The sequence below is a fragment of the Achromobacter sp. HZ01 genome (genome assembly GCF_003267925.1).
Lineage (GTDB): Bacteria > Pseudomonadota > Gammaproteobacteria > Burkholderiales > Burkholderiaceae_B > Achromobacter > Achromobacter pulmonis_A.
On the sequence record NZ_LWKV01000002.1, the window covers coordinates 1,431,807 to 1,454,483 of the forward strand.

The 22,677-nt window shown below is 69.5% G+C and carries 21 protein-coding genes; 6 read left to right on the plus strand and 15 right to left on the minus strand.

What is annotated here, in order from left to right; translation table 11 throughout:
- The 4 genes from A6B37_RS15640 to A6B37_RS15655 form a co-directional block, all read right to left on the minus strand.
- Window positions 1-450, minus strand: coding sequence for a nuclear transport factor 2 family protein (locus A6B37_RS15640; RefSeq protein WP_246842479.1), 450 nt, complete (start codon window positions 448-450; stop codon window positions 1-3).
- A 110-nt stretch (window positions 451-560) separates the two neighbouring features.
- Window positions 561-1,172 (minus strand): NAD(P)-dependent oxidoreductase, encoded by a 612-nt coding sequence (locus A6B37_RS15645; protein ID WP_102772912.1) that lies wholly within the window; start codon window positions 1,170-1,172, stop codon window positions 561-563.
- Window positions 1,173-1,399: 227 nt separating this feature from the next.
- Window positions 1,400-2,326: a 2-dehydropantoate 2-reductase gene (panE, locus tag A6B37_RS15650; RefSeq protein ID WP_111826262.1), complete on the minus strand. Its 927-nt coding sequence runs from the start codon at window positions 2,324-2,326 to the stop codon at window positions 1,400-1,402.
- 49 nt (window positions 2,327-2,375) lie between these two features.
- Window positions 2,376-3,305, minus strand: a complete 930-nt coding sequence (locus A6B37_RS15655; RefSeq protein WP_102772910.1) for a DedA family protein/thiosulfate sulfurtransferase GlpE — start codon at window positions 3,303-3,305, stop codon at window positions 2,376-2,378.
- A gap of 397 nt (window positions 3,306-3,702) precedes the next feature.
- Here A6B37_RS15655 and A6B37_RS15660 point away from each other — a divergent pair, with 397 nt between their 5' ends.
- The 5 genes from A6B37_RS15660 to A6B37_RS15680 all read left to right on the plus strand — a co-directional run bounded on the left by A6B37_RS15660 (window position 3,703) and on the right by A6B37_RS15680 (window position 9,681).
- Entirely contained in the window at window positions 3,703-4,731 is a 1,029-nt protein-coding gene (locus A6B37_RS15660) for a BMP family protein (protein WP_102772909.1), read from the plus strand.
- Entirely contained in the window at window positions 4,728-6,257 is a 1,530-nt protein-coding gene (locus tag A6B37_RS15665; RefSeq protein WP_111826263.1) for an ABC transporter ATP-binding protein, read from the plus strand. Before A6B37_RS15660 ends, A6B37_RS15665 begins: the two co-directional genes overlap by 4 nt.
- A gap of 35 nt (window positions 6,258-6,292) precedes the next feature.
- A complete protein-coding gene (locus A6B37_RS15670; RefSeq protein WP_102772907.1) occupies window positions 6,293-7,366 on the plus strand; it encodes an ABC transporter permease in 1,074 nt (357 codons plus the stop codon).
- Window positions 7,367-7,376: 10 nt separating this feature from the next.
- Window positions 7,377-8,327 (plus strand): ABC transporter permease, encoded by a 951-nt coding sequence (locus A6B37_RS15675; RefSeq protein WP_210405802.1) that lies wholly within the window; start codon window positions 7,377-7,379, stop codon window positions 8,325-8,327.
- Window positions 8,328-8,400: 73 nt separating this feature from the next.
- Window positions 8,401-9,681 (plus strand): amidohydrolase family protein, encoded by a 1,281-nt coding sequence (locus tag A6B37_RS15680; RefSeq protein ID WP_111826265.1) that lies wholly within the window; start codon window positions 8,401-8,403, stop codon window positions 9,679-9,681.
- Here A6B37_RS15680 and A6B37_RS15685 read toward each other — a convergent pair.
- From A6B37_RS15685 to A6B37_RS15725, 9 genes are read right to left on the minus strand one after another with little or no spacing between them, the layout of a single operon-like run.
- The gene (locus tag A6B37_RS15685) at window positions 9,656-10,042 is read right to left on the minus strand and encodes a RidA family protein (RefSeq protein WP_102772904.1); all 387 of its coding nucleotides are present in this window, start codon (window positions 10,040-10,042) and stop codon (window positions 9,656-9,658) included. The genes A6B37_RS15680 and A6B37_RS15685 overlap by 26 nt on opposite strands.
- Complete coding sequence (locus A6B37_RS15690; protein WP_111826266.1) at window positions 10,039-11,202, minus strand: FAD-dependent oxidoreductase; 1,164 nt, start codon at window positions 11,200-11,202, stop codon at window positions 10,039-10,041. Before A6B37_RS15690 ends, A6B37_RS15685 begins: the two co-directional genes overlap by 4 nt.
- Window positions 11,203-11,233: 31 nt before the next feature.
- Entirely contained in the window at window positions 11,234-12,676 is a 1,443-nt protein-coding gene (locus tag A6B37_RS15695) for an NAD(P)/FAD-dependent oxidoreductase (protein ID WP_111826267.1), read from the minus strand.
- The gene (locus A6B37_RS15700; protein ID WP_102772901.1) at window positions 12,673-12,981 is read right to left on the minus strand and encodes a (2Fe-2S)-binding protein; all 309 of its coding nucleotides are present in this window, start codon (window positions 12,979-12,981) and stop codon (window positions 12,673-12,675) included. Before A6B37_RS15700 ends, A6B37_RS15695 begins: the two co-directional genes overlap by 4 nt.
- Window positions 12,965-14,122 carry an FAD-dependent oxidoreductase gene (locus tag A6B37_RS15705; RefSeq protein WP_168202201.1) on the minus strand — a complete coding sequence of 386 codons (1,158 nt, stop codon included), beginning with the start codon at window positions 14,120-14,122 and terminating at the stop codon, window positions 12,965-12,967. Before A6B37_RS15705 ends, A6B37_RS15700 begins: the two co-directional genes overlap by 17 nt.
- A complete protein-coding gene (locus A6B37_RS15710; RefSeq protein WP_102772900.1) occupies window positions 14,122-14,922 on the minus strand; it encodes an ABC transporter permease in 801 nt (266 codons plus the stop codon). Before A6B37_RS15710 ends, A6B37_RS15705 begins: the two co-directional genes overlap by 1 nt.
- Window position 14,923: 1 nt before the next feature.
- On the minus strand, window positions 14,924-15,790 hold the full coding sequence (locus A6B37_RS15715) for an ABC transporter permease (RefSeq protein ID WP_102772899.1): 867 nt from the start codon (window positions 15,788-15,790) through the stop codon (window positions 14,924-14,926).
- Window positions 15,787-16,848, minus strand: a complete 1,062-nt coding sequence (locus A6B37_RS15720; protein WP_102772898.1) for an ABC transporter ATP-binding protein — start codon at window positions 16,846-16,848, stop codon at window positions 15,787-15,789. Before A6B37_RS15720 ends, A6B37_RS15715 begins: the two co-directional genes overlap by 4 nt.
- A gap of 25 nt (window positions 16,849-16,873) precedes the next feature.
- Window positions 16,874-17,902, minus strand: coding sequence for an ABC transporter substrate-binding protein (locus A6B37_RS15725; RefSeq protein ID WP_111826268.1), 1,029 nt, complete (start codon window positions 17,900-17,902; stop codon window positions 16,874-16,876).
- 172 nt (window positions 17,903-18,074) lie between these two features.
- Here A6B37_RS15725 and A6B37_RS15730 point away from each other — a divergent pair, with 172 nt between their 5' ends.
- Window positions 18,075-18,878 carry a GntR family transcriptional regulator gene (locus A6B37_RS15730; protein ID WP_111826269.1) on the plus strand — a complete coding sequence of 268 codons (804 nt, stop codon included), beginning with the start codon at window positions 18,075-18,077 and terminating at the stop codon, window positions 18,876-18,878.
- On the opposite strand, the gene A6B37_RS15735 is transcribed toward A6B37_RS15730, so the two are convergent.
- Together A6B37_RS15735 and A6B37_RS15740 are read right to left on the minus strand one after the other, a co-directional pair.
- A complete protein-coding gene (locus A6B37_RS15735) occupies window positions 18,865-20,586 on the minus strand; it encodes a hydantoinase B/oxoprolinase family protein (RefSeq protein WP_111826270.1) in 1,722 nt (573 codons plus the stop codon). The genes A6B37_RS15730 and A6B37_RS15735 overlap by 14 nt on opposite strands.
- Window positions 20,570-22,636, minus strand: a complete 2,067-nt coding sequence (locus A6B37_RS15740; protein ID WP_111826271.1) for a hydantoinase/oxoprolinase family protein — start codon at window positions 22,634-22,636, stop codon at window positions 20,570-20,572. The genes A6B37_RS15735 and A6B37_RS15740 overlap by 17 nt, the downstream gene beginning before the upstream one ends.
- Window positions 22,637-22,677 lie beyond the last annotated feature (41 nt).

Genomic DNA, 22,677 nt, shown 5'->3' on the forward strand with positions numbered 1-22,677 from the left:
TCAGAACATGCCGTTCTTGTTGGCCGGATTCTCGGGGATCTCCTGGCTCACGTCCCAGTGCTCGACGATCTTGCCGTTTTCCACGCGGAAAATATCCACCACGGCCTGGCCGCGGTCTTCGGGAGAATCGCGCCACCAGTTGTGGATCATCACCAGGTCGCCCTCGGCGATGACGCGCTTGATCTCGACCACGGATTGCGGGTGCTGCTCGAAATAGGCCGGGAAGAAATCCACCACGGGCTCGACGCCGTCGCGCATGTACGGGTTGTGCTGGCGGTAGCTGGGGCCGATGTACTGGCGCACGGCCTCGTCGAAATTGCGGTCCTGGAACATCATGCGGAAAAATCCCACCACGATGTCCTTGTTGGACTGCGGGCCGGCCGCGCCCGCCGGCGCCCCCGCCAGGACGGCGGCGGCCAGCACGCAAAAGACCAACGATTTCAACTTCATACGCATACGGGGCAACCCAGGTCGTGACGCCGGCAGGCGCGGTTCGCCAGTTTACAAACAAAACTGCGAATACCGGCGCCTTGCCCCCATCGGCCGCGAAGGCCGCCGGCTCAGTAACCGACGGTGTAGCGGCGGCGCGAATGCTTGGGCGTCTCCAGCTCGTCGACCAGCGCGATGGCGTAGTCTTCCATCGAGATCCAGCTCTTGCCCTCGTCGTCGGCCAGCAGCGCGTCGTCGCCCAGCCGGAACTTGCCGGTGCGCTCGCCCGGCTCGAACAGGGCCGACGGCGACAGGAAGGTCCAGTTCAGCACTTTTTCCTGGCGCAGCACGTCCAGGAACACCACGCCGGCGCGCGCTTCGGGCCGGTAGGCGTCCGGGAATTCGGGCGTGTCGATCAGCATCTTGCCGGGCGCGACCTGCAGGCTGCCCGCGCCGCCCACCACCAGCAGTCGCGGCACGCCGGCGTCCTTCACCGCGTGCAGCAGCGGCTTGGCGTCCGAGGACACGAAGCGCGAAGCGCTGATCACGGCGTCGTGGCCGGCCAGGATGGAGGTCAGCGCCTCCGGATCGGTGGCGTCGCCCTGCTTGATGGTCAGGCCGGGCTGGGGGTTCACGTCGGACAGGTTGCGGGCGATGCCCGTGACCTGATGGCCGCGCTTGAGCAATTCATCGGCCACGCGCGAACCCACGCGGCCGGTAATTCCGATCAATGCGACTTTCATGGTCTTGCTCCTTGGTAGGGGAGCCGGTCGGCGCCGCCCCATGCGGCGCTGCGCGTCCGGCTCAGGCAAAGCCATACTATTCGTTCGGATTCCGTCGAAAAACCCCGAAAGGGAAAAGAGTTTTTTGCAGAATATGCACCAATTGCGCGCAGATCGCGCCGGCGCCACGCCTGCCAGTGTGCGCCGCGCGGCCGCGCTTGAACAGGGGCCGCCGGCGGCGCGGCCGGTCAGCCGGCGGCGCGCTGCGCCTGGTAGACCTGCAGGTGGGTGTAGGCGGCGCGCAGGTAGGTCGCGTCCACGCCCAGCGTGCGGGCGCGGCGCACCATGTCGCCCACGATGTGGTCGGCCTCGACCGGCAGGCCCTGGCGCAGGTCGCGGAACATCGAGGCCGTCATGGCCTGGGCCGGGTCGGTCAGGATCTTGCGCGCCGAGGCGTCGGCCTCGGGCCGCACGGCGTGGCCGGAAGCGGCGGCCACGGCCTGCGACTCCTGCAGCAGCGTGGTCAGGATGTCGACGCCGTCGTCGGTGGAAGCGATCTGCCCGACCGAGCCGCGCATCATGCAGGTGGCGGCCGCCAGCGTGGTCAGGAACACGTATTTTTCCCAGATGTCCTGGTAGATCGCGGTGCTCAGGCGGCTGGTGTATTCGCCGCCGGCCAACGCCTGCTCCAGCGCCTCGCAGCGCGCGCTGCGGGCCGGACCGGCGCGTTCGCCGAAGACGATGGCGGCATGCTTGCCCAGGTGCACCACCTCGCCTTCCGGGCCCAGCGTGGCGTTGATCTGGCACAGCCCGCCGAGCACGCGGTGCGGTTCGAACGCCTGGTCCAGCACCTCGTACTGCAGCACGCCGTTCATGATGGGCAGCACCGCCGTGTCCGGCCCGACCGCCGGGCGGATGGCCTCGATGGCGCTGGCCAGGTCATAGGCCTTGCAGCTCAGCACCACCACGTCATAGGCGCCTTCGAGGGTGTCGCGGGTCGCCAGCTTGGGATGCAGCGTGGCGTCGCCCAGCGGGCACTGGATGCGCAGGCCTTGTTCGCGCAGCCTGGCCGCGCGCGGCTCGCGCACCAGGAACGTCACGTCCGCGCCCGCCTGGGTCGCGCGCCCTCCGAAATACCCGCCGGTGCCGCCGGCGCCCAAGAACAACAAGCGCATATCCGTCTCCTGTCAGTGAGCCCGCCTGCGCGGCGGGCCGATGGCGGAATTATGCGCCTTGCGGCGGCGCGGGACGGTGGCGCTCGGCCCAGGCCTCGTAGCCGCCGCGCAACGCCCAGGTCTTGGGATAGCCGGCCGCGCGCAGCCGCGAGGCCAGCAGCGCGGCCGAGACTTCGTTGGGGCAGGCGCAATAGACCACGATGTCGGAATCCAGCGCCTCGGCGGAAAGCTGCGGCAGCGGCGCCTTCAGGTCCACGGCGATCGCGCCCGGGATGCGCTGGTCTTCGGGCAGCGACTCGGAGCGCACGTCGATCAGCATCGTGCTGCGGCCGGCCTCCAGCCGCTGCACCAGTTCGTCCACCGAAAGGCGGGGAATCACGCGCAGGCTGCGCAGCAGGATCTTGCGCCGCAGAAAGCGCGCCAGGATGTACAGCGCCAGCACCGCCGCCAGCACGCCCAGGCCCATCGCGCCATAGGTGCCGAGGATCTCCAGCACGTCGTTGACGATGCCGTGGAACAGGCCGCCCAGCAGCAGGGCCGAACCGACCCAGATCAGCGAGCCCGCCAGGTCGTAGGCCAGGAAACGCCGGTAGTCCGTGCCCGTCAGGCCGGCCATGACCGTCGACAGCGCTCCCGCGCCCGGCAGGAACTTGCACACCAGCAGCGCGCGCACGCCGATGCGCAGGTACAGGCGCTGGGTCTGGCGGATGCAGGAGTCCTGCGACAGCGACATCTTGCAGATCACGCCCAGCAGGCGCGAGCCGTAGCGCCGGCCGGCCAGATACCAGAGACTGTCGGCCAGCAGGCAGGCGAAGGTGGCGGCCAGCCAGGGCACGGCCCAGCCGCCCGCCCCGCCCAGGGCCCCGGCGGCGATCAGCATGGGATAGGCGGGCACCGGCAGGCCGGCCTGCTCGACCAGCACGTTGGCGAACACCAGCCAGCCGCCGTACTGTTCGAGCAATAGTTGGATATCTTGCATGGGGTGGTTCCTGCTCGCCGCGCTGCGCGCGGCTCATTGCCCCGATTTTAGGCGCGCGGGCCGGTCCGCGACTGCCCCCCGGCGGCGCAACGGCCTGTCCCAGACAGATGCCGTCCACCCCGTGGGACAACGCGCACCACGCCGGTGCCGCCTATCCCCGCCAGGGTGCCTATAATCCTGCCCGGCCATCAGGTTTCCCCGACTTGCCGCGGGGACGCCGCATGGCATACAACTTGCTTCGCCCGGACTGGCCGCGCAATGACGCGCCGGCCCGCGCTCCCACCCCATGACCGATCCCACGCCCTCGATTCCGACCGCTCGCACCGGCATGCCCGCCGGCGGCCGCCGTTTCGCGCGCGATCGCGTCTGGCCTTCTCCCCGCCTAGGAGTTTCCTGCATGAAAGCCCTGTTTTCCCTGTCCGGCGGCGTCGCCCGCCGCGGCCTGCTCAAGCTGGCCGCCGCCGCCGCCGGCGCGCTGCTGCTGGGCGGCGCCGCCCAAGCCCAGGCGCCCGCCAAGACCAAGGTCGCCGCCATCTACACGGTGCCGGTCGAGCAGCAATGGGTTTCGCGCATCCACAAGGCGCTGACGGCCGCCCGCGACCGCGGCGAGATCGACTACACCTTCTCGGAAAACGTCACCAACGCCGACTACGAGCGCGTGATGCGCCAGTACGCCGAGCAGGGCAACCAGCTGGTGGTGGGCGAGGCCTTCGCGGTCGAGGCCGCCGCCCGCAAGGTGGCCAAGGACTATCCGCAGACCGCCTTCCTGATGGGCTCCTCGGGCAAGCCGCAGCAGCCCAACTTCTCGGTCTTCGACAACTACATCCAGGAACCCGCCTACCTGACCGGCATGATCGCCGCCGGCATGAGCAAGACCGGCAAGATCGGCCTGGTGGGCGGCTATCCCATCCCCGAGGTCAACCGCCTGATGCAGGCCTTCATCGAGGGCGCCAAGGAAGTGAACCCGCAGGCCGAGTTCACCGTGACCTTCATCGGCTCCTGGTTCGATCCTCCGAAGGCCAAGGAAGCCGCCTTCGCCATGATCGACAAGGGCACGGACGTGCTGTATGCCGAGCGCTTCGGCGTGTCCGACGCCGCCAAGGAACGCGGCAAGCTGGCCATCGGCAACGTGATCGACACGCAGCCGCAATACCCCGAGACCGTGGTGGCCTCGGCCCTGTGGAGCATGGAGCCCACCATCGACGCCGCGCTCAAGCAGGTCAAGGCCGGCGCCTTCAAGGCCGAGGACTACGGCCAGTATTCGCTGATGAAGCACAAGGGTTCGTCGCTGGCGCCGCTGGGCACCTTCGAAAGCAAGATCCCGGCCGAGCTGATCGCGCGCGTGCAGGCCAGGCAGCAGGCCATCCTGGACGGCAGCTTCAGCGTCAAGGTCAACGACAAAGAACCCAAGTCCTCGGCACGATGAAACCTGCGCCTCTCGCCCTGCGCCTGACGGGGATCACCAAACGCTTCGGCAGCCTGACGGCCAACGACGACGTATCGCTCACGCTGGCCCAGGGCGAAGTGCTGGCCCTGCTGGGCGAGAACGGCGCCGGCAAGTCGACGCTGGTGTCCATTCTGTTCGGCCATTACGTGGCCGACGCCGGCAGCATCGAAGTCTTCGGCCAGCCGCTGCCGGCCGGCCGCCCCGACGCCGCGCTCGCGGCCGGCGTTGGCATGGTGCACCAGCACTTCACGCTGGCCGACAACCTGACCGTGCTGGACAACATCATGGTCGGCACCGAGTCGCTGTGGAAGCTGGCCTCGGGCCGCGGCAAGGCGCGCAAGCGCCTGCTGGAGCTGGGCCGGCGCTTCGGCCTGGGCGTGGACCCCGATGCGCGCGTCGGCGCGCTGTCGGTGGGCGAGAAGCAGCGGGTCGAGATCCTCAAGGCGCTGTACCGCGGCGCGCGCGTGCTGATCCTGGACGAACCCACGGCCGTGCTCACGCCGCAGGAGGTGCAGGACCTGTTCGCCACCCTGCGCGGCTTCGTCGACGAAGGCCTGGCGGTGATCTTCATTTCGCACAAGCTGGAAGAGGTCATGGCGGTGTCGCGCCGCGTGGCCGTGCTGCGCCAGGGCAGGCTGGTGGCCGAACGCGATACCGCCGGCACCAGCCCCGCCGAGCTGGCCGAGCTGATGGTGGGCCGCAAGGTCGTCATGCCGCACGCCGAGGCCGTGGCGCCCGCCGAGCAGGCCGCCCCCGTCGTCACGCTGTCGCAGGTCAGCGTGCGCGACGGCCGTGACGGCGCGCTGCGCCTGGACAGCCTGGACCTGGTGGTGCACCGGCACGAGATCGTGGCCATCGCCGGCGTGGCCGGCAACGGCCAGCAGGCGCTGGTGTCGGTGCTGACCGGGCTGCGCCAGCCTTCCGATGGCGCGATACGCCTGGGCCCCGAACATGCCGCCGCGCCCACCACGCCGGCCGGCTGGACCGCCGCGCGCGTCGGCCGCATCCCGGAAGACCGCCACGGCGAGGGCATGATAGGCGACAGCCCCTTGTGGGAAAACGCCATCGTCGAAGACCTGAAGGACAGGCGCTTCGCGCGCTACGGCCTGATCCGCGCGCGCGCGGGCAAGGCCTATGCCGCCTCGCTGGCCCGGCAGTTCGACGTGCGCGCGGCCTCGCTGGACGTGCGCACGCGCAGCCTGTCCGGCGGCAATATGCAGAAGCTGATCCTGGGCCGCACCCTGGCGCGCGAGCCGCGCTTCATCGTCGCCGACCAGCCCACCTGGGGCCTGGACATCGGCGCCGTGGCCTATGTGCGCGAGCAGCTGCTGGCGGCCCGCAAGCGCGGCGCGGGCGTGCTGCTGGTGTCCGAGGACCTGGAAGAGATCTTCGCGCTGGCCGACCGCATCGCGGTGCTGTGCGGCGGCAAGCTGGTCGCCGTCAAGCCGGTGGCCGAATGGACGCCCGCCACGGTGGGCCTGGCCATGACGGGCACCCGCGCCTGACGGCGCCGGCGTCCTTACTACTGAGCATCTTTCGCATGAAACTGATCCTGGAACGCCGCCCCGAGCCCAGCCGCCTTGCGCTGGCGCTGGCCCCCGTCGCGGCCATCCTCTTTACGCTGGCCGTCTGTACGGTGCTGGTGGCCTGGGCCGGCGCGCCCGTGGGCCGCACCTACGCGCTGCTGTTCGACGGCGCCTTCGGCTCGCGCTTCGCGCTGTCGGAAACGCTCACGCGCGCCACGCCGCTGATGCTGACCGGCCTGGCCTGCGCCGTGGCCTTTCGCGCCCGCTTCTACAACATCGGCGCCGAAGGCCAGCTGTACCTGGGCGCGCTGGCCGCGGTCGCCGTCGGCGGGCTGCATGACGGCACCGGCTTCGACCTGCCGGCGCCCGTGCTGTTCGGCGGCATGATGCTGGCCGCCGCGCTGGCCGGCGCCTTGCTGCTGCTGATACCGGCGCTGCTCAAGACCCGGCTGGGCGTCGACGAAGTGGTCACGACCCTGCTGGGCAATTTCATCGTGCTGCTGTTCGTGTCCATGATGCTGGACGGCCCCATGAAAGACCCCATGGCCATGGGCTGGCCGCAATCCGTGGCGCTCAACGGCGATCTGGAGCTGGGCAAGCTGATCGAGCGCACGCGCGCCCACACCGGCCTGCTGTGGGCCGCCGGGCTGGCGCTCGGGCTGTGGCTCCTGAACCGCTACACCGTGTTCGGCTTCCAGATGCGCGCGGTGGGCGCCAACGCCCACGCCTCGCGCTTTCTGGGCCTGCCGGTCAACCGCGTCATGCTCGGCACCGCCATGCTGTCCGGCGCGCTGGCCGGCCTGGCTGGCGCCATCGAGGTGGCGGGCCGCACCGGCTACGTCACGCTGGACATGTCGCCGGGCTACGGCTACACCGGCGTGGTGGTCGCCATGCTGGCGGGGCTGCACCCGCTGGGCGTGATCCTGGCCAGTCTGTTCGTGGCCGGCATGCTGGTGGGCGCCGACAGCATGAGCCGCGCCATCGCCGTGCCCAACTACATCGCCGACGTCATCGTCGCCACGTCGCTGCTGGCCATGCTGGTCGCGACCCTGTTCGCGCAGTACCGCCTGCGCCGCAACCCCGCCTGAGAAACGCATCATGGAATGGATGGATCTGATGAGTTCCGCGGCCTTCTGGGTCGCCGTGCTGCGCCTGGCCACGCCGCTGATACTGGGCACGCTGGGCGTGCTGCTGTGCGAACGCGCCGGCGTGCTGAACCTGGGCATCGAAGGCATCATGGTGGCCGGGGCCTTCACCGGCTGGCTGGCCGTGTACCTGGGCGCGCCGCTCTACGTGGGGGTGCTGGCCGCGGGGCTGGCCGGCGCCGCGTTCGGCCTGCTGCACGCGGTGCTGACCGTGCCGCTGGGGCTGTCGCAGCACGTCTCGGGCCTGGGCGTGACGCTGCTGGCCACCAGCCTCAGCTACTTCGCCTACCGCGTCACCTTTCCCAGCGTGAACACGCCGCCCACCATCACCCCGTTCGCGGAAATGAAGTTCCTCGACGGCATCCCGCTGATCGGGCCGGTGCTGGCAGGGCAGACGCCCATGACGCTGATCGCGCTGGCCGCCGTGCCGCTGCTGGCCTGGGTGCTGAACCGCAGCCCGGTCGGCCTGGCGATCCGCATGGTGGGCGAGAACCCGGCCGCCGCCGAAGGCCAGGGCCTGTCGGTGACGCGCCTGCGCATGGGCGCCATCGTGGCCGGCTCCGCGCTGATGGGCATGGCCGGCAGCTTCCTGACGCTGGCCGCCTTCAACGCCTTCTTCTTCAACATGGTCAACGGCCGCGGCTGGGTCTGCGTGGCGCTGGTGGTGTTCGCCTCGTGGCGTCCCGGCAAGGCGCTGCTGGGCGCGCTGATCTTCGCCTTCTTCGACGCGCTGCAGCTGCGCATGCAGCAGGGCGGCGCGGCTTTGCCCGGGCTGCCGGAACTGCCGTATCAGGTCTACCTGATGCTGCCCTATATTCTTTCCATACTCGCCTTGGTGGTAATGGCGCGCCGCGCCGCCTACCCGCAAGCGCTGATGAAGCCCTATCGAAAAGGCGAAAGATAAGCCCCCGAGCGCTACGCGCTTCCCCCGGAGGCAGCGCCACGGCGACCGACTGAAATCTTCAGCAAGGAACCTCATGCTCGACCTGATCATCAAGAACTGCACGCTGCCCGACGGCCGCCGGGACATCGACATCGGCATCGCCGATGGCCGCATCGCGGCGCTGGAACCGGCGCTGAAGGCCGCAGCGGCCCGCACGGTGGACGCCGCGGGGCAGCTGGTGACGTCGCCCTTCGTGGACGCCCACTTCCATATGGACTCCACGCTGTCCTTCGGCCTGCCGCGCGTGAACCAGTCGGGCACGCTGCTCGAAGGCATCGCGCTGTGGGGCGAGCTCAAGCCGCTGCTGACGCAGGAAGCGCTGGTGGAGCGCGCGCTGGCGTACTGCGATTGGGCCGTGGCCCGCGGCCTGCTGGCCATCCGTTCGCACGTGGACGTGTGCGACCCGCGCCTGCTGGCCGTCGAGGCGCTGCTGCACGTGCGCGAACGGGTCAAGCCCTACCTGGACCTGCAGCTGGTGGCGTTCCCGCAGGACGGCGTGCTGCGCGCCCCCGGCGCGCTCGACAACCTGAAGCGGGCGCTGGACATGGGCGTGGACGTGGTGGGCGGCATTCCCCATTTCGAACGCACCATGCAGGACGGCGCCGAATCGGTGCGCATTCTGTGCGAACTGGCCGCCGAACGCGGCCTGCGCGTGGACATGCATTGCGACGAAAGCGACGACCCCCTGTCGCGCCACATCGAAACCCTGGCCTATCACACGCAGCGCCTCGGCCTGCAAGGCCGCGTCACGGGTTCGCATCTGACGTCCATGCATTCCATGGACAACTATTACGTCTCCAAGCTGATCCCGCTGATGCGCGAAGCCGGCGTGGCGGCGATCGCCAATCCGCTGATCAACATCACGCTGCAGGGCCGCCACGACACCTATCCGAAGCGCCGCGGCATGACCCGCGTGCCGGAACTGCTGGCCGCCGGCGTGCCGGTGGCCTTCGGCCACGACTGCGTGATGGACCCCTGGTACAGCCTGGGTTCGGGCGACATGCTGGAGGTCGCCCACATGGGCCTGCACGTGGCCCAGATGACGGGCCAGGACGCGATGCGCGCCTGTTTCCAGGCCGTGACGAGCACGCCCGCCGCCATCCTGGGGCTGGACGACACCGGGCTGGCGGTCGGCAAGCGCGCCGACCTGGTGCTGCTGCAGGCGCGCGATCCCGTCGAAGCGCTGCGCCTGCGCGCCACCCGCCTGATGGTGATGCGCGCCGGCGAGGTCGTCGCGACCACGCCGCCGGCCACCGCCACGCTCAACCTGCCCGGCCGCCCCGCCCAGGTCAGCTTTCAGACACCGGACCGCTGACGAAGCCCGGACGCCGCGCCGCCGTCACGATGATCTCCACCAGCAGCTCCGGCGCGGCCAGCTTGGCCTCGCAGGTGGCGCGGGCCGGCATCGCCTGCGACGGCGCCCATTCGGCCCACACCGCGTTCATGCCGGCGAAATCGCGGTCGATGTCCTTCAGCCAGATCTGCACGGACAGCAGGCGCGACTTGTCCGTGCCGGCCTGCGCCAGATAGCCGTCTATCTTGGCCAGCACGTCGCGCGTCTGCTCGGCGATGCCGCCGGCAGCCGACGAGGTCACGCCCGCCAGGTACACCGTCTCGCCGTGGATCACGATGCGGCTCAGGCGCTGGTTGGAATCCTTGCGCACGATATCGGTCATTCTGCTTGCTCCTTTGCGGATGAATGGTCCCCCGATGCGGGGTTGGTAAAGCGTTCGATACTGAACGGCGCGATCGGCATGTCGGTCGCGCCGGTGGTGATCAGGTCGGCCATGATACGGCCCACGATGGGCCCCAGCTCGAAGCCGTGGGCCGAAAAGCCGAAGGCGTGGAAAGCAGTCTCGTGGCGGCTGCTGCGGCCGATCACGGGGATCTCGTCGGGCATGGCGGCCTCGATGCCGGCCCAGCCGCGGTTCACGACCGCGTCGCGCATGTGCGGGAACAGGTCGCAGACCGTGCGCGCGCCCTCGGCCAGCGAGCGGAAATCCAGTTCGGTCCATTCCGCGTCGCGGTCCACCCAGGCGCGCCGCCCGCCGCCGATCAGCACCGTGCCATTGGCGCGCTGCTTGAACGACAAGGCGCGGCCCGTGCCCAGCACCACGGGGTCCAGGAAATGGTCCATGCGCAGCGTCACCAGCATCATGGGGCTGATCGCGGTCAGCGGCACCGGTTCTCCCCATTGCTCGGCGATGCGGTCGGCCCAGGCGCCGGCGCAGTTCAGCACCTGCGGCGCGGTGTAGACGCCGGCATCCGTGTCCACGCGCCACTGGCCGGCCTCGCGCGTCACCCGGCGCACGCACACGCCCTCCAGGTAGCGCGCCCCCAGGCTGGCCGCCTTCATACGGAAGGCCAGCGTGGTGCGGTACGGATCGGCGGCGGCGTCCTCGCGCGCGATCAGCCCGCCCTGCACCGTGGGCGCCAGCGCCGGAATCAGCTCGCGCAGGGCTTCGGGACTTATCCACTGTTCGTGGGTATAGCCGTGCCCGGTCATGGTCTGCAGCCGGGCGCGCAGCAACGCGGCATCCTCGGCGTTCTCGGCCACGCGCACCTGGCCGTGCTGCTCGAAGCCGCAATCGTCGTCCACCAGTTCGCCGATGCGATACCAGAGCTCGCGCGAGGCCAGCGCCAGCGGCACCTCGGCCAGATGGCGCGACAAGGTGCGCACGCCGCCGGCGTTCACGCCCGAGGCATGCCGGCCCGCATAGTTCTTTTCGATCACCAGGGCCCGCACGCCCGCGCGCGCCAGATGCAGCGCCGCCGAGCTGCCGTGCAGCCCGCCGCCGATGATGATGACTTCCGCAGACGGCGTGGCGCCGGTCATGTCCGTTTCCTATTCAAGTGCGCGCAGCGGTTTACTTTTTTAAACGGACGACGGCCTGCCGGGATTCGTCCGTCTGCGGCAGCGACGCCAGTTCGCCCAGCGTCAGCGGCTTGGTCGGGAAGCGCAGCCGGTAATAGCCCACATCCGGCGTCGGCACGCCGCGCTCCTCGGCGATGATCTCGGACACCGTCAGGCCGCAGAAGCGGCCCTGGCACGGCCCCATGCCGCAGCGCAGAAAGGCCTTCATCTGGTTCGGTCCGGAACATCCCAGCTTGACGGTCTCGCGCACCTGGGCGGCGGTGACTTCCTCGCAGCGACACACGATGGTGTCGCCGGTGGGCCGCCGGAAGGCCTCGGGCGCCTTGTACAGCGCGTCGAAGAACTCGCGGCCGCGGACCGCGCGGGCCAGGGCCGCGCGTGGCGCCGCGGCTTCGCCGTCGCGCCGGGCGGCGTCGATGCGGCCCAGCAGGTGGGCGGCCTGCAAGGCCGCCAGCCGGCCGCGGTGTTCGGCCGCCAGCGCGCCCGCGATACCCGCGCCGTCGCCGGCCATGCCGATGCCGTCCACCGAGGTCAGGCCCCATTCGTCGACCTTGGGCTCCCAGCAGTCCAGCGCCTCGTTCCAGCGATGCTCCGCGCCCACGGCGCGCGACAGGTTCACGTTGGGCACCACGCCCTGGTGCAGCATCAGCTGCTCGGCGGGCAAGGTCTTGGTGACGCCGCCGGCCGTATAGCGCACGCTTTGCAGCTTGCCCTCGCCCAGCGCCTCCAGCGCCGTCACGCCGCGGACGATGGGCACCGCCGCCTTGACCGCGCGCAGCAGCTTCAGGCCCTTGCCCAGGTAGGGCGAACGCAGAAAGCCCCAGACTTTCGGCAGCGCCTGGCCCATGCGTCCCGGCGGCGTGGTCTCCAGCAGCGCGTCGATCTTCACGCCCGCGTTCAGGTACTGCCAGGCCACCAGGTACAGCAGCGGGCCGCAGCCGGCCAGCACCGTGCGGTCGGCCGGCACCACGCCCGCGGACTTCAGCAGGATCTGCGCCGCGCCGGCGGTGATCACGCCCGGCAGCGTCCAGCCCGGAATGGGGAAAGGGCGCTCCTGCGCGCCGGTGGCCAGCAGCAGCCGGCGCGCGTGCACGATGCGCGCCTCGCCCGCAACCGAATACGCCACCTCGAAACCTTTCTCGGGCTGCGGCGCGGTGTGCTCGGCCACGGCCCACACGGTGGCGCCCGGCACGTAGCGCGCGCCCGACTGCTGGAAGGGCGTCACCAGCGAGGCGCCATGCCAGTAGTCCTCGCCCAGGATGCCGCGGTCGGTCACCGGGGTGGTGGTGATGGCGCGGTAGATCTGCCCGCCCGGCGCCGGCTGTTCGTCCAGCAGCACCGTGTCCACGCCCAGCTTCGCGGCCAGCGTGGCCGCCGCCAGTCCGGCCGGCCCCGCGCCCACCACCAGCAAATCGCATTGCGTCGTATCGATCATGCCTGCACCTTGCGCGCGCCCAGCTGGCGCTCGATTTTCATGCCTTCGCGCACGGCCGTCATGCAGCCCTGCTGGTTGGCCTGGCCGTCGATGGTGACCAGGCAGTCGTAGCACACGCCCATCATGCAATAGGGACCGCGCGGCACTTCGTTGACGGCCGTGTCGCGACAGGCCTGCACGCCGCCGGCGAACAACGCCGCGGCGACGCTGTCGCCCTGGCGGCAGCGCAGCTCGGCGCCGTTGACCGTTACACGCACCGGCGCGTCCTGCGCCTGGCGCTGCGCCTCGTCAAGCCTCTTGAACATGGAACCTCCGGGTCGAGAACGGCGCCATGTCGTCGGCCAGCGAGCCGGCGGCGATCATGGGCGCCAGATTGAGCGCGTGCGCGGCCGCCAGCGTCACGCCGCTGTGGCAGGTGGCGACGAACGCCCCCGGGCACGTTTCGGATTGCTGATAGATCGGGAAACCGTCCTTGGACATCACGCGCAGCGCCGCCCAGCTGCGCACCACGCGCACGTCGCGCAGCGCCGGCAGGGTGCGCACGGCGCGGTCGGCCAGCGTGCCCAGGATGGGCAGGCCCACCTGGTTGTCGGCGTAACCCGCCTCTTCCTGCGAATCGCCGATCAGCCAGGTGCCTTCGTCGGTCTGGCGCAGAGTGGACAGCGGCGTCTCCAGCATGCGGCGCGTGCGCTCCAGCACCACGATCTGGCCGCGCTGCGGGCGCACCGGCACGTCCAGGCCCAGTTGCGCGCCCAGCGCCTTGTTGGACAGGCCCGAGGCCAGCACCAGCTTGCGCGCGCGCACGGCGCCGGCCGGCGTGTCGATCTCGAACACGCCGTCGCGCTGGCGGATGCGCTGCGCCGGACGGCGCGGCAGGTAGTCCACAACCCGCTGTGCAAAACTCATGTGCAGCGCGCGCAGCAGCTTGAGCGGGTTGGCGATGCCGTCGACCGGCGTCCAGGTCGCGCCGCGCACTTCCGGGCCGATGCCCGGCACCAGGTCCGCGAGCTCGGCGCGGTCCAGCAGCTTCCAGTCGTAGCTCGCCATGCCGGGCTGCGCCAGCAGGGTCTGCATGAACTTGACGCGGGCCTCCAGCTCCTCTTCGCTCAACAGTGCATGCAGGCCGCCGCGCTGCTCCAGGTGCACGTCCACGCCGGTTTCCTCCAGCAGCTGCGCCGCCAGCCGCGGCCAGCCCGTGGCCGAGGTCATGGTCCACACGCCGTAGCGCGGCAGGCCCATGCCCTTGCTCTGCACCCAGACCAGCCCGAAGTTGCCGCGCGAGGCCCGGTAGGCCACGTCGCCCTCGTCCAGCACGGCCACGTGGTCCAGTTCGCGCCGCAGGCCGTAGGCGATGGCCGAACCGACCAGTCCTCCGCCTATCACCGCCGCGTCGTAGATCCCGCGATGCGCGGGCGCACGCGGCGCCAGTTCCGTTTCTTCCGTCATTAGCGTCCCTTTCCTACAAACAGCTTCTCCAGGCCCACCGCGCGGTCCAGGATGAATATGGCGATGATGGTCACGTAGATCAGCACGGCCGACACCGCGGTCACCAGCGGGTCGATCGTGTCTTCGATGTGCAGGAAGATGCGCACGGGCAGCGTGGTGGTCGACGGCGAGGCGATGAAGATGGACATCGTCAGTTCGTCGAAGCTGGTGATGAAGGCGATCACCCAGCCGCTGACCACGCCCGGCAGCAGCAGCGGCAGCACCACCCGCCGGAACGCCGTCCAGTTGGACGCGCCCAGCGATTGCGCCGCGCGCTCCAGCGCCGGGTCTATGCCGGTGGCCGAGGCCAGCACCAGGCGCAGCGCATAAGGCATGATCAGGATCACGTGCGCCACCACCAGGCCGAAATACGTGCCCGCCAGGTCCACCGTGGTGAAGAACTTCAGGAAGGCCAGGCCCAGCACCACGTGCGGAATCATCAGCGGCGACAGGAAAAACGCCACCAGCGCTTCGCGTCCGCGAAAGCGGTTGCGCGCCAGCGCCAGCGCGCTGGGCACGGCCAGCACGATGGCCAGGCTGGCCGACAGCGCGCCCAGGCCCAGGCTGAACCAGAAGGCGTCGACGAAGCGCGGGTTGTCCAGGATGGCGCGGAACCAGCGCAGCGACAGCCCGCCCGAAGGCAGGGAGATGAAGCCTTCGGACGTGAACGCCACCGCGCACACCATGACGATGGGCGCCAGGATGAAAAGAATGAAGAGCGTATGGAACAGCAGGCCGATGGGACCGTTCTTGAATGGCATCTCAGCCTCCCGCCTGGTTGAAGACCGCGCCGTACTTGCGCTCGATGATGCGGTTGGCCGACAGCAGCACCACCACGGTGGCCAGCAGCAGCACCACCGCCAGCGCCGCGCCCAGCGGCCAGTTCAAGGTGTTCAGGAACTCGTCGTAGGCGGCCGTGGCCACGTTCTTCAGGCGCCGTCCGCCGATGATGGCCGGCGTGGCGAAGGAGCTGGCCGCCATCGCGAACACCATGATCGCGCCCGACAAAATGCCCGGCATGACCTGCGGAATCACCACGCGCCAGATCACGGTGAACTGCGTCGCGCCCAGCGACAGCGCCGCGGCTTCGGTCGACGGATTGATCCGCTGCAGCGAGGCCCACACCGAGATCACCATGAAGGGCACCAGCACGTGGGTGAGCGCGATGGCCACGCCCAGGTTGCTGTACATCAGGTCTATCGGCGTGGAGATCAGCCCTATGCCCATCAGCGCCTGGTTGATCAGGCCGGTGGAGCCGAACAGCAGCGCCCAGCCCAGCGTGCGCACCACCACCGATATCAGCAGCGGCCCCAGCACCACCATCAGGAACAGGCCCTTCCACGGATTGGCCATGCGCGACAGCACGTAGGCCTCGGCCGTGCCCAGCACCAGACAGGCCAGCGTGACCGCGGCGGCCACGCCGAAGGTGCGGGCGTAGATCTCGTAGTAATAGCCGTCGGAAAATATCTCGGCGTAGTTCTTCCAGGTGAACGCGGCCTGCATGCCGCCGTAGAACTGGAAGTCGAAGAAGCTGATCAGGATCACCAGCGCCATCGGCACCACCAGAAAGGTGGCGTACAGCGCAAGCGCCGGCGTGCTCAGCAGCCAGGGATTGGCGCGCGCGCTCATGACGGCCGGCCTTGCGGCGCCGCGTCCACCGCGCACATGTCCTGCGCGCGCCAGCGCAGGTGCACGGCCTCGCCTTCGGCGGGCACCGGCACGCCGTCGTTCTGGCGTATCACCAGCACGTCGCCCACCGAGGTCTCGACCTGGCACAGCCAGTGGTTGCCCTGGAATACGCGGGCCTTCATGCGCCCGGGCAGCGCACAGGCGGCGGGCTCGGAAAACAGGATTTTCTCGGGGCGCACGATCACGGCGCCGCGCGGCACCGGCGCGCCTTCCATGCTCAGGTGCGCCTCGCCGATGCGCGCGCGCGTCTCGCCGCCATAGTCTTCGGCCTGCGGCGTGAACACGTTCGCCTTGCCCAGGAAGCCGCCCACGAACTGGCTGGCCGGGCCTTCGTACGCCTGGAACGGCTCGGCCACCTGTTCCACGCGCCCCTGGTTCATCACCACGACCCGGTCCGACAGCGCCAGCGCCTCGGACTGGTCGTGCGTCACCAGGATGGTGGTGGTACCCACCGTGCGCTGGATGCTGCGCAGTTCAAGCTGCATTTCCTCGCGCAGCTTGGCGTCCAGGTTGGACAGCGGCTCGTCGAGCAGCAGCACGCTGGGCCGGATGACCAGCGCGCGCGCCAGCGCCACGCGCTGCTGCTGCCCGCCCGACATACGCGCCGGATGGCGGTCGGCCAGGTGCGACAGGCCCACCAGCTTGAGCGCTTCGGCCACGCGCGCCTCGCGCTCGTCCTTGCGGACCCGCTGCATCTCCAGTCCGAAAGACACGTTCTCGGCCGCCGTCATGTGCGGAAACAGGGCGTAGTTCTGGAACACCATGCCCAGCCCGCGCTTGTTGGCCGGCACCTTGCTGACGTCCCTGCCGTCGAGCACGATGCTGCCGCCGGTGGGCTCGACGAAGCCCGCGATCATCTGCAGCGTGGTGGTCTTGCCGCAGCCGGACGGCCCCAGCAGCGATATGAACTCGCCGCGGTTCACGGACAGGCTCAGGTCCTGCACCGCCACCGTGTCGCCATAGCGCTTGCTCAGGCCGTTCAAAACGAGATAAGTCATGGATGCTCCCGTGGGCTGCGCGGTCTCAGCGCTCGATTTCCCGCGTCCAGCGCTTGTTCCAGTCGTCGCGGTTCTGGTTGACGGTGTCCCAGTCGATCACGATCAGGTCGTCGGCGCGCTTGCCGATGGGCAGCGGCACGCGGGGATCGTCGGTGACCTTGGCCTTCTTGTTGACCGGGCCGTAGCCGTAGGCCGAGGCCAGCTTCTCCTGCACCTCGGGCGAGACCAGGTATTGCACGAAGGTCTGGGCCAGCGGATTGGCGTCGGGCTTGGCCACCGGGCAGACCGACGACAGCAGCGCGTAGGCGCCTTCCCTGGGATACACGAAGCCCACCGGGAAGCCGGTATCGGCGAACGCCTTGACGCGGCCGCTGCCCCAGACCGAGATCACCGCCTGGCCGCTGGAAAACAGTTCCGTCATCTTGCCGGGCGAGGGCTCATAGACCAGCACGTTGGGGCCGACCTCGTTCTTGAAGGTGGCGAAGCCCGGATCGATTTTCTTCTCGCCGCCGCCGCCTTCGCGCGCGTACTCCACCAGCGCGTGCAGGCCGTAGGTGTTGTTCAGCGGCGGGATCACCAGCTGCTTTTTGTACTTGGGGTCCTTCAGGTCCTTCCAGGACTCGGGCGGCGCCCATTTCTTTTCCTCGAAGGCCTTCTTGTTGTACATGATGCCGGTGGCCACGATGCCGATGGCCACCGCCTTGTCGTCCTTGTAGCGGGCCGTGCCGTACAGGTCGTCGGCGGGCAGGCCCTTGATGGGCGCGCAGAAGCCCAGCGCGATGGCCTGGTACATGGGGCCGTCGTCGATGATGGCCACGTCGACCTGCTGGTTGCTCTTCTGCGCCTGCAGGCGCGCCACCGTGTTGGTGGAGTTGCCGGCCACGTAGTTCAGCTCGACGCCGTGCTGCTTGGCGAAAGGCGGGAAGATCTCCTTGCGCATGATGTCTTCGAACGAGCCGCCGTATCCGGCCACCACCAGTTTCTGCGCCTGCGCGTTGGCGCCGAGTCCGGCGGCCATCGCCGCCGCCGCGAGCACTGCAAGTACCTTGCCCATGAAAACCCCCGAATATTTGGAAGAAAACTGCAAGAACCGCCGAATGCCGGCCGGAGCGGCGTACAATTTGTCCGGACATGAACATCCGGACAAATGATGGATCTCGCAAGACGCCATTGTCAATGGGTTATTGTCCGTATAAACCCCATATAACGATTGCAGGAGCCTTCCCATGACCCGATCCTCCGAGCGCGCGGCCGGCCCCGGCGGGGCGCGGCAAGCACACGGCAAACCGGAATCTCCGGCGCCGGGCGGCGAGTCCGACGGCCCCCGCTACAAGAGCATTTTCCGCACGCTCTCGCACGACATCCGCACCGGCCGCTACCCCGTCATGACGCTGCTGCCCACCGAACACGAGCTGTGCGAAATGTTCGACGCCAGCCGCCATACCGTGCGCGAAGCCGTGCGCATGCTGACCGTGGCCGGCATGGTGTCGCGCCGCCCCGGCGTGGGCACGCGGGTCGAGACCGCGCGCGCCAGCACCCGTTTCACGCAGCGCATTTCGCAGTTTCCCGACCTGCTGCAGTACGCGCGCAACGCCGCGCTGCTGGTGCGCGACGTGCGCACCGTCAAGCTCGGCAAGCGGCTGGCCGAAACGCTGGGCTGCGAAGCCGGCTTGTCCTGGCTGCATATCAACTCCATCAAGACCCTGGACGACCAGGACACGCCCGCGGCCTGCACGCTGATCTATGCCGACCCGGCCCATTCGGACGTCCAGGTCGAGGTCAAGTCGCGCATCTCGCTGCTGCGCCTGATCGAAGACCACTTCGGCGAGCGCATCACCGAAGTCAACCAGGAGTTCTCGGCCACCCCCATCGGCGCGCCGATGGCGCGGCAGCTGCGGGTCGAACCGAAAACGGCGGGCTTCGTCATCACGCGCCGCTACTATGGCGAGGGCGGCGTGCTGCTGCTGGCCACCATCACCACCTTCCCCCACGACAGGATGAAATACTCCATGACGCTCAACGTGGCGTGAACGCCGCGCGCTCGCCGTAGGCGGCGCGCGCGGCCTGCGCGCTGACCTTGCCGTCGGCCAGGTCCCGTTCGATGCGCGCCAGCGGCCGCTCCGAAGGCGGGCCGTAGCCGCCGCCGCCGGGGGTTTCGATGCGCACGCTTTCGCCCGGCGCCAGCGCGATGTTGGCGGTCTTGGAAAACAGCACTTCTTCCTGCGGCGTGCCGAAATTGCGGATCAGGCGCGCACGGCGTCCGTCGCCGCCGCCGTCCACGCCGGCCGCCACGCCCACGGTGTGGCTGTCCGAGCGCGCCGAGAACACGATGCCCGGGCCGGCCGCGCGGATCTGCTTGGCGATGGCCAGGCCGCCGCGGGTGCGGCCCGCGCCGCCCGAGTCCGGGATCAGCGCGTACTCGTCCATCAGCAGCGGATACTCGTTTTCCAGGGCTTCCACCGGCAGGTTGGAGGTATTGGTCATGTGCACGTGCACCGCGTCCATGCCGTCGGCGTCCAGGCGCGCGCCGGCGCCGCCGCCCAGCGTTTCCAGGTACACGAAATGCCCGGCGCGCTCGCGCCAGCGGCCCGAGAACACGATCGCCGGGCAGCAGTCGTTGCTGGACGCCATGATCTTGTCCGGCGGCAGCAGGCCGCGGAACGCGCCGAAGATCGCGCCCGCCACTTTCTGCGCCGTGATGGAGCGCGCGCCCACGGCGGCCGGATGCTCGGGGTTGGTGATGGTGCCCACCGGGGCGGACAGCGTGATCGGATCGAACAGGCCGGCGTTGGGCGCCAGCTCGGGGTCCAGCAGCGCCTTGACGGCGTAGTACACGCAGGCGCGCAGGGCGTTGAACGGCAGGTTCATCGCGCCGCGCGCCTGCCCGCCGGAGCCCTCGAAATCGAAATGCAGGTTGTCCGGGCCGACGGTCAGCGTCACCTGGATGGGCACGGGATCGCCGCCCATGCCATCGTCGTCCAGGTCGCTGCGGAAGGTGTAGCTGCCCTGGCGCAGTTCGGCGATGCGGTTGAGCAGCCTGCGCCGCGTATAGGCGATCACGTCGTCCACCGAACGCAGCACCGCGTCCAGCCCCATCTGCCGGATCAGGCCCTGCACGGCGGCCGCGCCGCGCCGGTTGGTGGCCATCTGCACCCGCAGGTCCAGCACCCGTTCCTCGGGGTCGCGGGTGTTGGCGCAGATCAGGCGCAGCATGTCCTCGTCGGTTTCGCCATGCCTGGCGATGCGGCAGGCGGGAATGCGTATGCCTTCCTCGAAGATGGATTTCAGGCCGCCCGCGATCGATCCCGGCACCGCGCCGCCCACGTCGGAATGGTGCGCGATATTGGCCGCGAAGAAGCGCAGCGCGCCGTCCCAGAAGACCGGGGTGACGACGTTGATGTCCGGCAGGTGGCTGCCGTCGGCCAGATAGGGGTCGTTGCAGATGAAGACGTCGCCTTCGCGGATCCGGTCCAGCGGATAGCTGCGCAGGATCGCGCCCATCGCGCCGTCCAGCGAACCCAGGTGCAGCGGAATCTGCGTGCCCTGCGCCACCAGCCGGCCGCGCGCGTCGAACAGCGCCACGGAGCAGTCCTTGCGCTCCTTGATGTTGGTCGAGAACGAGGCGCGCACCAGCGTGTTGTTCATGTCCTCGGTGATGGACAGCAGGCGGTTGCAGAACACCTCCATGCCGATGGGGTCCGCCAGCGCGGCGGCGCCGGCCTTATCGGTCTTGCTCATGCGTGCCTCCTTGCAGGCGGATGATCAGGTTGCCGTATTCGTCCACGCTGGCCTGGTGGCCCACGCCGACCACGGTGGTGGAGCTCATTTCCTCGAGCAGCGCGGGGCCGGTGAAGCGCGCGCCGGTGGGCACGCGGTCGCGGTCGTACACCGGCGTGTCCACCCAGCCGTGGCCGGCGCCGAAATAGGCCTGGCGCCGGCCCAGCAGGGCGTCGTCGAGCGCGCCGCCCACGTGGCGCGGCGCCAGCGGCGCCTTGACCACCTGGCCCACGGCCTGCATGCGGCAATTGATGATCTGCACCTTGCGGTCGTCCACCGTGTAGCCGTATTCGCGCTCGTGCGCCTCGGCGAAGCGGCGCGCGAACTCGGCATAGCCGCCGGGACCGGTATCGTCCAGGCCGACCTGCACCTCGAAGTTCTGGCCCTCGTAGCGCGCGTCGATGGCGCTGTGGCAGGCGCGCAAGCCCGGGTCCACCCGCTCTTCGGCCAGCCAGTCCTGGGCCTGCGCGCGCAGCTCCTCGAAGATGGCCGAGATCGCGCTCCAGTTGTCGGGGCTGGCCAGCGAGATTTCGCTGCGCACGAAGTCGAAGGAGATGTCGCTGAGCAGAATGCCGCGCGCGCACATGGTGCCGGGCTCCTGCGGCACGATCACCGTCGGAATGCCGCATTCCTCGGCCACCTCGGCCGCATGCAAGGGACCCGCGCCGCCGTAGGCGTACAGGGCGAAACGCGACAGGTCGTAGCCGCGCTCGGTCGACACCGCGCGGATGGCCCGGCTCATGTTGGCCGCCGCGATGCGCAGAATGCCTTCGGCCGCCGCCTCCATGCCCAGCCCCAGCGGCTCGGCCACGCGCTGCTCGATCACCTGGCGGGCGGCCTGCGCGTGCACCGGCATGCGGCCGTTCAGCAGCGCCACCGGATTCAAGCGCTGCAGCGCGATCTCGGCGTCGGTGATGGTCGGCTCCTGGCCGCCGCGGCCGTAGCCCACCGGCCCCGGCACCGCGCCGGCGCTGTGCGGGCCGACCTTCAGCGCGCCCGCGTCGTCCAGCCAGGCGATGCTGCCGCCGCCGGCGCCGATCACGTGGATGTCGACCATGGGCGTCTTGACCGGATAGCCGGCCACCTGGCGGTGCGAAGTGAACAGCGGACGGCCATCGCATACCAGCGACACGTCGGTGCTGGTGCCGCCCACGTCGAAAGTCACCAGGTCCGGGCTGCCGATGGCGCGGCCCACCGCCGCCGCGCCCACCACGCCCGCGGCCGGGCCGGACAGGCAGGTGCGCACCGGATACTGGCGCACCGTGGCGATGGACATCAGGCCGCCGTTGGAGTGGATGGTGTGCGGTTCGTGGCGGATGTCCAGCTCGCGCACCCGCTGCAGGAAGCGTTCCAGGTAGCGCGCCATCTTCGGGCCCACCGCGGCGTTCAGCACGGTGGTCGACAGGCGCTCGTACTCGCGGAATTCGGGCAGCACGTCGGAAGACAGGCTGATGTAGGCCTGCGGCATGACCTCGGCCACGATCTGCGCGGCGCGGCGCTCGTGCGCGGGATTGCGGTAGGCGTGCAGGAAGCAGATGGTCACCGCCTCGATGCCGGCCTGCGCGTAGCGCTCGGCGGCCGCGCGCACCGCGGCTTCGTCCAGCGGCGTCAGCACCTCGCCCGCCGCATTGACGCGCTCGGCGACTTCGATGCGGAATTCGCGCGGCACCGCCACCGGCGGCTTGCCCACGCTGTAGTCGTACAGGTGCGGGCGCGTCTGGCGGCCGATCTCCAGCACGTCGCGAAAGCCCTGCGTGGTGATCAGCCCGACCCGCGCGCCCTTGCGTTCGATGATGAGGTTGGTGGCCACGGTCGTGCCGTGGCCCACGTGCGACACCTGCGCCGGCGAGACGCCGCGCTGCTCCAGCATCTGGCCGATGCCGGCGGCGATGGCCTCGGAGGGATCGTGCGGCGTGGAAGGCACCTTGTGGAAGTGCACCGTGCCGGCGTCCTCGTCGATCATCGTGAAGTCGGTGAACGTGCCTCCGACGTCTATCCCTATGCGATACATGTTCTCTTCCAGATTGAGTCTTGCGGGCCGGGACCCGGCGA